The sequence below is a fragment of the Marmoricola sp. OAE513 genome (assembly GCF_040546585.1).
GTDB lineage: Bacteria > Actinomycetota > Actinomycetes > Propionibacteriales > Nocardioidaceae > Marmoricola.
The window spans coordinates 1202446-1215358 of the sequence record NZ_JBEPOC010000001.1 but is presented as its reverse complement, the minus strand read 5'-3'; the positions used below and the strand labels follow the sequence as shown (position 1 = coordinate 1215358).

At 70.7% G+C, this 12913-nt stretch carries 14 protein-coding genes and 2 tRNA genes; 15 read left to right on the top strand and 1 reads right to left on the bottom strand.

Annotated elements, in window-relative coordinates; genetic code table 11:
- Nucleotides 1–20 precede the first annotated feature (20 nt).
- Genes ABIE44_RS06255 through ABIE44_RS06245 form a run of 3 tightly spaced genes read left to right on the top strand, consistent with a single transcriptional unit; the run spans nt 21 to nt 3381 of the window.
- Nucleotides 21–914 (top strand): oxygenase MpaB family protein, encoded by an 894-nt coding sequence (locus ABIE44_RS06255; RefSeq protein ID WP_209720634.1) that lies wholly within the window; start codon nt 21–23, stop codon nt 912–914.
- Nucleotides 911–2560, top strand: a complete 1650-nt coding sequence (locus tag ABIE44_RS06250) for a succinic semialdehyde dehydrogenase (protein ID WP_209720637.1) — start codon at nt 911–913, stop codon at nt 2558–2560. Before ABIE44_RS06255 ends, ABIE44_RS06250 begins: the two co-directional genes overlap by 4 nt.
- Nucleotides 2560–3381 (top strand): SDR family NAD(P)-dependent oxidoreductase, encoded by an 822-nt coding sequence (locus ABIE44_RS06245; protein ID WP_209720640.1) that lies wholly within the window; start codon nt 2560–2562, stop codon nt 3379–3381. Before ABIE44_RS06250 ends, ABIE44_RS06245 begins: the two co-directional genes overlap by 1 nt.
- A gap of 270 nt (nt 3382–3651) precedes the next feature.
- On the opposite strand, the gene ABIE44_RS06240 is transcribed toward ABIE44_RS06245, so the two are convergent.
- Nucleotides 3652–4437, bottom strand: a complete 786-nt coding sequence (locus ABIE44_RS06240) for a putative protein N(5)-glutamine methyltransferase (RefSeq protein ID WP_354437886.1) — start codon at nt 4435–4437, stop codon at nt 3652–3654.
- A 253-nt stretch (nt 4438–4690) separates the two neighbouring features.
- On the opposite strand from ABIE44_RS06240, the gene ABIE44_RS06235 reads away from it, so the two are divergent.
- From ABIE44_RS06235 to ABIE44_RS06180, 12 genes are all read left to right on the top strand, one after another.
- Entirely contained in the window at nt 4691–6124 is a 1434-nt protein-coding gene (locus ABIE44_RS06235) for a DEAD/DEAH box helicase (RefSeq protein ID WP_354437885.1), read from the top strand.
- Between the two features lie 96 nt (nt 6125–6220).
- Nucleotides 6221–7123, top strand: coding sequence for a pirin family protein (locus tag ABIE44_RS06230; protein ID WP_354437884.1), 903 nt, complete (start codon nt 6221–6223; stop codon nt 7121–7123).
- Nucleotides 7120–7713, top strand: coding sequence for a DNA-3-methyladenine glycosylase I (locus ABIE44_RS06225; RefSeq protein WP_209720653.1), 594 nt, complete (start codon nt 7120–7122; stop codon nt 7711–7713). Before ABIE44_RS06230 ends, ABIE44_RS06225 begins: the two co-directional genes overlap by 4 nt.
- Before the next feature lie 13 nt (nt 7714–7726).
- Entirely contained in the window at nt 7727–8098 is a 372-nt protein-coding gene (locus ABIE44_RS06220; RefSeq protein WP_209720656.1) for a CidA/LrgA family protein, read from the top strand.
- Nucleotides 8095–8808 (top strand): LrgB family protein, encoded by a 714-nt coding sequence (locus ABIE44_RS06215; RefSeq protein WP_209720659.1) that lies wholly within the window; start codon nt 8095–8097, stop codon nt 8806–8808. Before ABIE44_RS06220 ends, ABIE44_RS06215 begins: the two co-directional genes overlap by 4 nt.
- A gap of 66 nt (nt 8809–8874) precedes the next feature.
- Nucleotides 8875–10314, top strand: a complete 1440-nt coding sequence (locus tag ABIE44_RS06210) for an amidase (RefSeq protein WP_209720662.1) — start codon at nt 8875–8877, stop codon at nt 10312–10314.
- A gap of 94 nt (nt 10315–10408) precedes the next feature.
- Nucleotides 10409–10481 (top strand) — tRNA-Thr (locus ABIE44_RS06205).
- 32 nt (nt 10482–10513) lie between these two features.
- Nucleotides 10514–10587, top strand: a tRNA-Met gene (locus ABIE44_RS06200).
- Between the two features lie 55 nt (nt 10588–10642).
- Nucleotides 10643–10813 (top strand): 50S ribosomal protein L33, encoded by a 171-nt coding sequence (rpmG, locus tag ABIE44_RS06195; protein WP_183407901.1) that lies wholly within the window; start codon nt 10643–10645, stop codon nt 10811–10813.
- 283 nt (nt 10814–11096) lie between these two features.
- Nucleotides 11097–11510: an FAS1-like dehydratase domain-containing protein gene (locus ABIE44_RS06190; protein ID WP_209720665.1), complete on the top strand. Its 414-nt coding sequence runs from the start codon at nt 11097–11099 to the stop codon at nt 11508–11510.
- On the top strand, nt 11510–11896 hold the full coding sequence (locus ABIE44_RS06185) for a MaoC/PaaZ C-terminal domain-containing protein (RefSeq protein ID WP_209720668.1): 387 nt from the start codon (nt 11510–11512) through the stop codon (nt 11894–11896). The genes ABIE44_RS06190 and ABIE44_RS06185 overlap by 1 nt, the downstream gene beginning before the upstream one ends.
- Complete coding sequence (locus ABIE44_RS06180) at nt 11889–12911, top strand: UDP-N-acetylmuramate dehydrogenase (protein WP_209720671.1); 1023 nt, start codon at nt 11889–11891, stop codon at nt 12909–12911. Before ABIE44_RS06185 ends, ABIE44_RS06180 begins: the two co-directional genes overlap by 8 nt.
- The last annotated feature ends 2 nt before the right edge of the window (nt 12912–12913 follow it).

Here is a 12913-nt window from a genome sequence, read left to right as displayed (position 1 = left end):
TATCAATGTATCATCGGCTCATGACGCTTGCCCAGACCCCGGACCCGGTCGTCGCGCCTGCCCCGGTCGTCGAGCCTGCCGAGACGAAGGCCCTTCCGCTCGGCCCCGACTCGCTGACCTGGCAGCTCTTCGCCGACAACCGGATGGCCCTGCTCGGACCGCGCGCCGCAGTTCTGCAGAACATGCTTCCGTCGCTCGGTCAGGGCGTCGAGGACCACTCCGTCTGGTTCGCCGAGACGCTGGCCCGCCTGCAGCGCAGCATCCCGCCGATCTTCAACACCGTGTACGGCGTCGACGGCGTCGCGGCCGGCCACGAGGTCCGCGACTTCCACAAGCACATCAAGGGCAAGCTCCCCGACGGCGGCCGCTACAGCGCGCTCAACCCGGACACCTACTACTGGGCGCACGCGACCTTCGTCGAGCACCTGGTCGTCGCCACCGAGACCTTTATCCGTCCGCTCAGCGATGCCGAGAAGGACCAGATCATCGGCGAGCACATCACCTGGTTCCAGCGGTACGGCGTCAGCGCCCGCTCCGTGCCGACCACCTGGGCCGAGTTCGACGCCTACTGGCAGCACGCGCTGGACGAGCGCCTGGTCGCGCACCGCACCGCGGCGTACGGAGTCGGCTACGCGACCAAGGGATGGCCGCGGCCGAAGCGGATCCCGGCGCCGGTGTGGTTCGTGGTCAAGGGCCCGATCAACGCGATCAGCTCGTCCATCACCATCGGCGGCATGCCCGAGCGCGGTCGCGAGATCCTCGGCCTCCCGTGGGACCCGCAGCGCGAGCGGAGGTACCAGCGGTTCGCGAAACTGAGCCGCGCGCTGAACCCGGTCTACGCCAAGCTCCCCGGAAAGTTCCGGATGCACCCCATTGCGCTGCGGGCGTTCAAGCGTGAGGGTCGGGTGGCGTGAGCATCCTCAGCCGGTCCTCGAACCCCCTTCGGTCGTCGATCCCCCGGTCGTCGAGCTTGCCGAGGCGCGCCAACCCCGCCCAGGCCCAGCTCCCGCCGCACCTGACCTCCGCCGACATCGCGCGCTACGCAGCCCAGGTCACCACCTCGGGCGACGACACCGCGCAAGCAGTCGAGCCCTTCACCGGCGCGCTGCTCCCCCCGGTCCCGCAGTCCTCCGCCGCCGACGTGGCCCTCGCTGCGACCCGGGCGCGTGCGGCCCAACCTGCCTGGGCAGCGCGACCGCTGTCCGAGCGGACGAGGATCGCGCTGAAGTTCGGCGAGCTGATGGTCGCGGAGCGCGACAAGCTCACCGACCTCGTGCAGTGGGAGACGGGCAAGTCCCGGATCCACGCGGGCATCGAGACCTTCGGGGTCCCGCTGGTCGCCGCGCACTACGGTGCTGCCAGCGCGGACTACCTCGCACCGCGCTCGGTGCGCTCCGGCGTACCGGGGGTCGTCAGGGCTCGTGTCACCCGCCACCCCAAGGGGCTGGTCGGGGTCATCGCCCCGTGGAACTACCCGCTCTTCCTCGCCGTCGGCGACGTGGTCCCGGCCTTGATCGCTGGCAACGCCGTGCTGTCCAAGGCGGACTCGCAGGCGCCGATGACGCTGCTCGCGGCGCGCGAGCTCGCCGTCCGCGCCGGGGTGCCGGCGGAGATCTGGCAGGTCGTCGCCGGCCCGGGCAGCAAGCTCGGTCAGGCGATCATCGAGAACGTCGACCACCTCGCCTTCACCGGCTCCACCGCCACCGGACGGCGGCTCGCGGCCGCTGCCGGTGAACGCCTGATCGGGACCTCGCTCGAGCTCGGCGGCAAGAACCCGATGGTCGTCCGCGAGGACGCCGACCTCGACGCCGCGGTGACCGGGGCGGTGCAGGCGTGCTTCGCCAGCGCCGGACAGATGTGCATCGGCATCGAGCGGATCTACGTCCACGAGTCGCTCTACCCGACGTTCGTCGAGAAGCTCGTCGCGGAGACCGCCCGGATCAAGATCGGGGCGTCCTACGACCACGACGTCGAGATGGGGTCCCTCACCTCGGCCGAGCAGCTCGGGGTGACCCGCGACCACGTCGAGGACGCCGTCGCCCAGGGTGCGGTCGTCGCCTCGGGTGGACGGCACCGCCCCGACCTCGGTCCGTTCTTCTTCGAGCCGACGGTGATCACCGGCGTACGTCCCGGGATGAAGCTGTACGCCGAGGAGACCTTCGGCCCGGTCGTCTCGGTCTACCCCGTCGTCGACGACGCGGACGCGATCGCCCGCGCCAACGACACCGAGTACGGCCTGTCCGCGAGCGTCTGGGGCAAGGACCTCGCGAAGGCCCAGAAGGTCGCGAACGCGATCCGGGCGGGTGCGGTGAACATCAATGACGGCTACCTCTCGGCCATCTCCTCGTTGTCCGCCCCGATGGGCGGGATGAAGGCGAGCGGGGTCGGTCGCCGGCACGCCGCCGACGGCATCCTGCGGTTCACCGAGTCGCAGACCACCACGACCCAGCGGGTCGCCACCCCCTACCCGTCCCGCACGAAGGCCTACATGGCCGCCATGCGGGTCGTCGTCATCGCCCAGCTCAAGGCAGCTCGCCGCAAGGCGCGGAAGGACATCTGATGGCTCGCTCTGTACGCAACAAGGTCGTCGCGATCACCGGTGGTGCGCGTGGCATCGGTGAAGCCACCGCCAAGGCGCTCGCCGCCGCCGGCGCCCGGGTCGCCGTCGGTGACCTCGACGCCGAGCTGGCGCAGCGATCCGCCCAGGCCTACGGCGGCCTCGGTCTCCCGCTCGACGTCACCTCGCAGGAGTCGTTCGCCGGCTTCCTCGACAAGGTGCAGGCCGAGTACGGCCGGATCGACGGGCTGGTCAACAACGCCGGGATCATGGTCATCGGCAAGCACCTCGACGTGCCGCTCGAAGGTCAGCTCAAGCAGCTCGACATCAACCTGCGCGGCGTCATCCTCGGCGTCCACGAGGTCGCTCCCCGGATGATCGCCGCCGGTGGTGGTCAGATCGTCAACATCGCCTCGCTGGCCGGCAAGATCGCCGCACCCGGTGCGGCCGTGTACTCCGCCACCAAAGCAGGTGTCCTGTCGTTGACCGAGGCGCTCGACGCCGAGCTCTCCGGCCAGGGCGTCCGCGTGGCTGCGGTGCTGCCGTCGTTCACGAGCACCGGTCTCATCGACGGCACCACCCCGCCGAAGCTTAGCCCGCCGATCCAACCCGAGCAGGTCGCCGCCGCCGTGGTCGCCCTGTTGGGCAGGCACCGCCCGATCGCCACGGTTCCGCCGTCCATGGCGATCTCGGCCGCGCAGTGGGGCCTGATGCCGAACCGCGCGAAGCGCTGGATGGGTCGCAAGACCGGCATGGACACGATGTTCACCGACTTCGACCACGGCGCCCGCGCGGCGTACGAGCACCGCACCACCGGCGACTGATACGCCGAGCGGGCCCAGATGTCCCGCCCAGGTACGCCGAGCGGGCCCAGATGTCCCGCCCAGGTACGCCGAGCGGGCCCAGATGTCCCAGCCTGGTGCGCCGAGCGGGCGCAGATGTCCCAGCCGACTGTGCATCTGAGCCCTTTCGGCGCTGTCCTGCGAGACATCTGAGCCCCTTCGGCGTTGTCCCGCGGGACATCCCAGACCTCTCGACGTGGCTGGGTGGGACATCCCAGACCTCTCGGCGACTGGTGACCCGAGCGAGCGCCCCTAGCTCCGCAGGCCCACGATCACCGTCGTCCCGTCCGGGTCGATCAGGCCGGACGTGACCAGTCCCGCCGCCTCGAACGCGACGCGCGCGGCGTCGAACTGGCTCTCGGCGATCTCGATCAGCACGCTGCCCCCGGGGCGCAACCAGGTCGACGCCTCCGAGGCGATCCGGCGCAGCAGTGCCAGGCCGTCGGGCCCGCCGTCCAGGGTGTGCAGCGGTTCGTGGTCGCGGGCCTCGGCCGGCATCAGCGCGACCTGATCGCTCGGCACGTACGGGGTGTTCGCCACCAGGACTGCGACGGTGCCTCGCAGTGCCGGCGGCAGGGGCTCGAACAGGTCGCCGACGACGACGCGTGCCCCGGGCAGGTTGTGCTGCGCGGATGCAACAGCATCCGGGTCGATGTCGGCCGCCCACACGTCGAGGTCGTCGACCCGGTCGACCAGGTACGCCGAGATCGCCCCGCTTCCGCAGCACAGCTCGACGAGGGTGTCCCCGGGGGAGAGGCGCTCCAGCGCGGCCAGCGCGAGCTCGATCGTCCGGCCCCGGGGGACGAAGACCCCGGGGGTGACGGCGACCCGGATGCCCTCGCCGTCCTCGGTGCCGAAGAACGCCCAGCCCACGACCCACTCCAGCGGTTCGCCCGCGACCCGGCGCGCGACCAGTGCGGCGAGGTCGTCGGCAGCGTCGGCGGCAGCGAGCAGGTGCGCCGCCTCGTCCTCGGCGTACACGCACCCCGCCGCGCGCAGCCTGGTCACGATCGCGTCGTAGGAGAGGTCGTCCGGCACCGCACGAGAGTCGCAGGTCACACCCGGATCGGCCAGCACGATTCTTCGAAACGGACCGCGACCCGGTAATCTTGAGTCACAAGGATCGCCCAGTCTTACCTCGGTCCTGATGGCACGTCGCAGCACCGCGAGGGGCTCCGTGCCGGCGAACGACCAACGCGATTCTCCGGAGATCATCCGGGTCGCGGCCGTGGTGAGACACCACATGAGATAGCGATCAACTTTGTCCACCAATGCTTTTGCAGTCCTTGGCGTGCCCGGAGATCTTGTTGCCACGATGGCGCAGCTCGACATCACCGAGCCCACCCCCATCCAGGCAGCGACCCTGCCCGACTCCCTCGCCGGTCGCGACGTCCTCGGACGCGGCCGTACCGGCTCCGGCAAGACCTACGCGTTCCTGCTCCCGCTGGTCGCCCGGCTGATGGAGTCCGGTTCCCGGCGTCAGCCGAAGCGCCCGCGCGCGCTCGTCCTGGCCCCGACCCGCGAGCTCGTCCTGCAGATCGAGGCGTCCCTCGCCCCGCTCGCCGAGGTCGCCGGCCTCAAGACCCGCACCGTCTTCGGTGGCGTGGGGCAGAACCCGCAGGCCCAGGCCCTCAAGGCCGGGGTCGACGTCGTCCTGGCGTGCCCCGGTCGCCTCGAGGACCTGATCCAGCAGGGCCTGTGCGACCTGTCCAACGTCGAGATCACCATCCTCGACGAGGCCGACCACATGGCCGACCTCGGCTTCCTGCCCGCCGTACGCCGACTCCTCGACAAGACCCCGGCCGGTGGCCAGCGGATGCTGTTCTCCGCCACCCTGGACGCGGGCGTGAACGTCCTGGTCAAGCGCTTCCTCGTGGACCCGAAGACGCACGAGGCCGACTCGGCCCAGTCGCCGGTCGCCGCGATGGACCACCACGTGCTGCACATCGAGCACCAGCACCGCGTCCCGGTCCTGGTGGACCTGGCGAGTGCGCCCGGCCGCACGGTCGTCTTCACCCGCACCAAGCACGGTGCGAAGGCGCTGACCCGCCAGCTCAACAGCAAGGGCGTGCCCGCCGTCGAGCTCCACGGCAACCTCGGGCAGAACGCGCGCACCCGGAACATGGACGCGTTCCACTCGGGCAAGGCGACCACGCTGGTCGCGACCGACATCGCCGCCCGCGGCATCCACGTCGACGACGTCGCGCTGGTGATCCACGCCGACCCGCCGGCCGAGCACAAGGCCTACCTGCACCGTTCCGGCCGTACGGCGCGCGCCGGCGCCGCAGGCACGGTGATCACGCTGATGACCGACCAGCAGGTCCGCGACGTGCGCGACCTGACCCGGGCGGCCGGCATCAAGCCGACCACCACGAAGGTCAGCGGCCCCCACCACGAGTTCCTCCGCGAGCTCGCCCCGGGCGAGCGCGTCCTGGTCCCCGGCGGGCTCGGCATCGCGACCGAGGAGAAGCAGCGTTCGGGTGGCGGCCAGCGTCCGCGTCGGTCGGGCGGCGGGTCGCGCAGCGGTGGCGCCAAGAACGGCTCGCGCAGCGGGTCGGCCTCTAGCGGTGGTCGTGGTTCGCGCAACGGTTCCGCAGCCCCGAAGAGCGGTGGCTCGGAGGGCTCGGGCCGCCCCCGTCGCAACCGTTCCGGCGGCGGATCGGGATCGGGGTCGAACGGTGGCGGCCATAGCGCCGCGGCCTTCAGCGGACGTCGCGGTCGCTAGGACACCCGCCCAAATCGGACGCCGTACGACGTCGCAACCCACAATCGGCGGCGTGGATACGGTACCGAGGCGTGCTGCATGGCACCCTTACCTCCCATGGAGTCCCTGAGGCCGCGCGAAGTGCCGCTGGGGGGTCTGCGTGCCATGACGGTGCGCCGGACCCTGCCCCAGCGTCAGCGCACGCTCATCGGCGCCTGGTGCTTCGTGGACCACTACGGCCCGGATGCGGTCGGGCCGCACGGCGGCATGGTCGTGCCGCCGCACCCCCACACCGGTCTGCAGACCGTCTCCTGGTTGTTCAGCGGCGAGATCGAGCACCGCGACTCGGCCGGGTTCAAGGCGCTGGTCCGCCCCGGTGAGGTCAACCTGATGACGGCCGGTCGCGGGATCAGCCACTCCGAGTACTCCAGTCCCGGCACGTCGCTGCTGCACGGCGCCCAGCTCTGGTTGGCCCTGCCCGACGCGCACCGGCACACGGCTCCGAACTTCGAGCACTTCACCCCCCAACCGGTCAACGGCAACGGCTGGCAGGCCCGGGTCTTCCTCGGCTCCTTGCTGGGCACGCGGTCCCCGGTGCGCACGTTCTCACCGCTGGTCGGCGCGGAGCTGCGGATGCGGGCGGGCACCACGCTGCGGATCCCCGTCGACCCCGGTTTCGAGCACGGCATCTTGCTGGACACCGGTGCTGTCACGGTGGACGGCAAGCCGTTGGAGCTCAACGACCTCGGCTACCTGGCGCCGCGCGGGGACGACATCGAGATCGTCGCGCAGGAGGACTCCCTCCTGCTCGTGCTCGGCGGCGAGCCGTTCGGCGAGAAGATCGTCATGTGGTGGAACTTCATCGGGCGTGATCACGACGAGGTGGTGGAGTACCGCGAGCAGTGGCAGAGCCTGGTCGAGAGCGGACGTTCCGACAGGTTCTCGTTGCCTTCCGCCGACCTGATGCCGCCGATCCCGGCGCCCGTGCTGCCGAACGTCCGGATGATGAAACGCGGATGACGAAGGCGGTCCGCAGCGAGGACGACATCGCCCGCTGCCCGTGGGGAAGTGCTCCCGGGGTGCTGCGCGACTACCACGACACCGAGTGGGGCGTGCCGATCCTGGGAGAGTCCGCCATGTTCGAGCGGCTCTCGCTGGAGGGCGCGCAGGCCGGACTGTCCTGGCTGACGATCCTGAACAAGCGCGAGAACTACCGGAGCCGGTTCCTCGGCTTCGACGTCGACCGCGTCGCGGCGATGACCGACGCGGACCTGGCTGAGGCGCTCCTGGACCCCGGCATCGTCCGCAACCGTGGCAAGGTCGCCTCGGTCCGCACGAACGCGCGCGCCGCTGTCGAGCTCCGCGCCGACGGTGGGCTGGAGGCGTTCATCGAGTCGTTCGCCCCGGCGAGGACGCCGAGGCCCGCGGACACCTCCCAGGTGCCGACCACCTCACCGGAATCTCTCGCGCTGTCCAAGGCGCTGAAGAAGCGCGGCTTCGCGTTCGTCGGACCGACGACGATGTACGCCCTGTTCGAGGCCAGCGGCATCGTGGACACCCATCTCACCGGGTGTCACCGGCGCGGGGTCGCTGCCCGCTGGCCGGCCTGAAACACTGACGCCCGTGCCGCACAACACCCCTGTCCTCCAGGGACTCATGGTCCTGCTCGGCTGTCAGCTCGCCGGCGAGGTCGGCGTGCGGCTGACGGGGATCGAGTTCCCCGGTCCCGTGGTCGGGATGGTGCTGTTCCTCGTGCTGCTCCGGATCCGCAGACCCGCCGAGTCCTCGCCGCTGGTCGCGGCCCCCGCCCTGCTGCTGCGCCACCTGAACCTGCTCTTCATCCCGGCCGGAGTCGGCATCGTCGTCTACCTCGGCACCGTCCGGGACAACGCGCTGCCGCTGGCCGCCGGCCTCTGGGTGTCCTGGCTGGTCGGCTTCGTCGTCACCGGCCTGGTCGCCTCGACCTTGCTGCGCCTGGTCAGGGAGCGCCGGTGAACCTCCACGGCGCCGAGACCTGGGACTGGCTGAGCACCTCGCCGCTGCTCGGGGTCACCCTCACGGTGGGTGGTTACGTCCTCGGTCGGTGGCTGCACGCCCGGACGAGCAGCCCGGTCTTCCAGCCGGTCCTGGTCGCGATGGTGGTGATCGTGACGTTCCTCGAGCTCACCGACGTCAGCTACGCCGAGTTCATGGTCGGCGGTTCGTACATCAGCTTCTGGCTCGGTGCCGCCACCGTCGCCCTCGCCCTGCCGCTGCACCAGGAGTGGCACCTCGTACGCCGAGCAGCGCTGCCGGTCCTGCTCGGCGTGGTCGCCGGCACGCTGGTCTCGGTGGTCTGCGCGATCTGGGTCACCGACCTGGCAGGAGGCAGTCGGGAGCTGCAGCTGACGATGGCGCCCAAGGCCGCGACCACCCCGGTCTCGCTGGCGCTCTCGACGCAGATCGGTGGCATCCCGGCGCTCACCGCGGCCCTGACGATCCTGGCCGGCATCACCGGTGCCATCCTCGGTCCGTGGGTGCTCGACCGGATCGGCGTCACCGACCAGCGCGCCCGCGGCATCGCGATGGGCAGCGTCACGCACGGGATCGGCACGGCCCGGGCGCTGCAGGAGAGTCGGACCGAGGGCGCGTTCAGCGCCCTGTGCATGGGCCTGGCCGCGGTGGCCACCAGCGTCGCCGTCCCGCTGCTGATCCTGGTGCTGTAGCGCTGCGCCCGAAACTCCGCCCACGGGAGGATTCCGTCGGCACCCGCGAGCGCATAGGTTCCCTCCATGACGTTGCCTGAACCCCGCAGCCGGGTGCACGCCTTCTCCGACGACGCTCTCGGCAGCTACGACGCCGTCGGCCTGGCCGAGGAGATCCGCGAGGGTCGGATCTCTCCGGTCGAGGCCGTCGACGCTGCGATCGCCCGGATCGAGAAGGTCAACCCCGAGCTGAACGGCCTGGCGTGTGCCGACTTCGACCGTGCCCGGGCCCGGGCCGCCGCGGCTCCGGCTGACGGGCGGGGCAAGGGCTTCTTCGCCGGAGTCCCGACGCTGGTCAAGGACAACTCCGACGTCCAGGGCCTTCCCACCCAGCAGGGCTGCTCGGCGTACGTGGGGGAGCGGGCCGCCGCCGACGGCGACTTCGCCGCGATGTTCTTCGGCCAGGGCCTGATCGGGCTGGGCAAGTCCCAGCTCTCGGAGTTCGGGTTCTCCGCCAGCGCCGAGTTCTACAACGCCGATCCCGTCCGCAACCCGTGGAACACGGCGTACTCCTCGGGAGCCTCCAGCGCCGGGGCGGCGGCGTTCGTCGCCAGCGGCGCGGTCCCGATCGCGCACGCCAACGACGGCGGCGGCTCGATCCGGATCCCGGCAGGCTGCAACGGTCTCGTCGGTCTCAAGCCGACCCGCGGGCGCGTCCCCCAGGACAAGATGAACCGGGAGATGCCGGTTCAGATCGTCGCCGACGGCGTGGTCACCCGGACCGTGCGCGACACCGCCGCGTTCCTGCGCGAGTCGGAGAAGATCCACCGCAACCTCAAGCTTCCGCCGATCGGTGACATCCGCGGTCCCGGCCCCAAGCGCCTGAAGATCGCCGTGGTCATCGACTCCATCGGCGACCTGAAGACCGACCCCGAGGTCGCCGACACCGTGCGGGCCGCGGCGAAGCAGCTCGAGGCGCTCGGCCACCGGGTCGAGGAGATCGCCGTCCCAGCGCCGGACTACTTCCTCGACGACTTCCTGGCGTACTGGGCATTCCTGTCGACCTTCCTGCTCGGCACCGGCAAGCGCACCTTCGGGCCGACCTTCGACCGCAACCTCACCGACAACCTGAGCAAGGGTCTGGCCCGGCACGGCCTGCGCAACGCCTGGAAGCTGCCGCTCACGCTGGCCCGGCTGGGTGCCTCCCAGCAGGTCTCGTCCAGGTTCTTCAAGCAGTACGACGCCGTGCTCACCCCGGTCCTGGCCCTGCCCACTCCGGAGCTGGGCTGGCTGAACCCGAGCCAGTCCTACGAGGTCGTCATCGAGCGGCTGATCCAGCTGGTGAACTTCACCCCGCTCCAGAACGCCACCGGCGACCCGGCCGTCTCCCTGCCGCTGGGGACCGGTCGCAACGGCATGCCGATCGGCGTCCAGCTCGCCACCGGGCGAGGTCACGAGGCTCGCCTGCTCGAGGTCGCCTACGAGCTGGAGGAAGCCGTCGGATTCGCCTCGATCACCGACGCCTGAGACGCCGGTCATACCGATTTCACGAACCGGGTGCGGCCTGTGTATTCTTCACGTCGGCCTCGAAGCCCGAGCAACATCCGGAGCGTCGAGGCAGGCCCCCTTAGCTCAGTCGGCAGAGCGTCTCCATGGTAAGGAGAAGGTCTACGGTTCGATTCCGTAAGGGGGCTCTGGAATGGCTGCGGAGTCGCGGCTGTTACAAGGCGGGGTAGCTCAGCTGGTTAGAGCGCACGACTCATAATCGTGAGGTCGCGGGATCGAGCCCCGCTCCCGCTACACACCAGCAGCACCGCGCACAGCAGCACACTTTCAGCAAGGAAGAAGGCACACCGTGGCCAGCAAGAGCTCCGACGTCCGCCCCAAGATCACCTTGGCGTGCGTGGACTGCAAGGAACGCAACTACATCACCAAGAAGAACCGTCGCAACGACCCCGACCGCATGGAGCTGAAGAAGTTCTGCCCGCGCTGCCGGACGCACACCGACCACCGCGAGACCCGCTGAACCAGCGGATCGCGACCTCGGTCGTCGAGCCTGTCGAGACGAGCGGTGCCCCTAGCGGGGGCGCCGCTCGTCTGCGTTGTGGAGCGTCCCGTAGCGGGACGAGCTCGGCCACTCGATGATCGTCGCTGCGCTCCTCAACGCTCCTCGCTCCGCAGGCACCGGAGCAAGCTCCGTGCCGCTCCGCTCGTTCGCGTAGCCTCGACCCGTGCTCCTCGCTTCGCTCGTCATCGGGTTCTCGGCCACTCGGGCACGAGCAAGCTCGGCCACTCGGTAACCTCGACCCGTGCCTGTAGATCAGTCCCTGGTGGGACGCACCTTCCCGCCGACGCCCCCGTACGACGTCACCGAGAACGCGCTGGCGGCTTTCGCCGCCGCCACCGGGACGACGTACGCGGCCGGAGGGCCTGCCCCGGCCACCTTCCCGATCGTCGTCGCGTTCGGCGCGATGACCGCGCTGATGACCGACGCCGAGGTCGGCATCGAGCTGCACCACGTCGTGCACGGGGAGCAGCGGTTCGCCCACGAGCGCCCGGTCGTCGCGGGTGACCGGCTCGCCGCTGAGCTGACCGTCGAGAGCCTGCGCCAGATCGGCGGGGCCGACATCATCGCCACCAGCAGTGCGATCACCGACGCCTCGGGTGCGCTGGTCTGCACTGCCCGAGCGACCTTGGTGCACCAGCCTGGTGCAGGTGCCTGATGACGACCGAGATCGCACCGAGGACCTTCCGCGTCACCCGCGCCGACCTGGTCGCCTACGCCGCCGCCAGCGGTGACCACAACCCGATCCACACCGACGAGTCCGTGGCCCTGGCCGTGGGCCTGCCCGGCGTGATCGCGCACGGCATGTACACCCTCGCCCTCGCCGCCCGGTACGTCGACGAACACCTCGGCGAGCCCGGTCAGATCGCCGAGCTCGCTGCCAAGTTCACCAAGCCGGTCGTCGTCCCGGCCGGGGAGACCGGCACCGAGGTCACGGTCGCCGGGGTTCTGCGCGAGACCGACGGCGTCCGCACGGTGGCCCTCACCGTGACCTGCGACGGCGAGAAGGTTCTCGGCAACCCGCGGGCGGTGCTGCGTGGCTGAACCGCAGACCCTCGCCGAGCTCACCACCCTGCGGGTGGGCGGGCCCGCCGCCGAGTACGTCGAGGCCGCCACCGAGGCCGAGCTGATCGAGGCCGTCCGCAGCGCCGACGCCGTCGGCCTGCCGGTGCTCCTCGTCGGGGGCGGTAGCAACCTCGTGGTCGCTGACAGCGGCTTCGCCGGTCGGGTCGTCGTCGTACGGACCCGCGGGGTGCACGCCGACGCCGATGCCTGCGGCGGCGCTGTCGTCCGGGTCGCGGCCGGGGAACCGTGGGACGCACTCGCCGAACGTGCGGCGATCGAGGGCTGGATCGGGATCGAGGCGCTCGCCGGCATCCCCGGACTGGTCGGAGCCACGCCGATCCAGAACGTCGGCGCCTACGGCCAGGAGATCGGTCAGTCGATCGCCTCGGTGCGCTGCTGGGACCGGTCCACGGGCGCGGTCAAGACCTTGTTCCACCGCGACCTGCGGCTCGGCTACCGGACCAGCCGGCTCAAGCAGGAACCGGGGCGCTGGGTCGTCCTCGAAGTCGTCTTCCAGCTGCGCCTGGGCGACCTCGGCACCCCGCTCCAGTACGCCGAGCTGGCCGAGCGCCTCGACCGCCAGGTAGGCGACCGTGCGCCGGTCGTCGACGTCCGCGCTGCCGTGCTCGAGCTCCGGCGCGGGAAGGGCATGGTGCTGGACCCGACGGACCACGACACCTGGAGCGCCGGGTCGTTCTTCACCAACCCTGTCGTCCCGCCGTCCGCGGTGCCCGACGGCGCGCCGTCCTGGGAGCAGCCCGACGGTCAGGTCAAGACCAGTGCGGCCTGGCTCATCGAGCACGCCGGCTTCGCCAAGGGCTACGGCAGCGGTGCAGCGACCCTGTCGACGAAGCACACCCTCGCGCTGACCAACCGGGGCGGCGCCGCCACCGAGGACCTGCTCGCGCTGGCACGCGAGATCCGGGACGGGGTGAACGAGCGGTTCGGCATCACCCTGGTCAACGAGCCGGTGCTCGTCGGCTGCGAGCTGTAGGT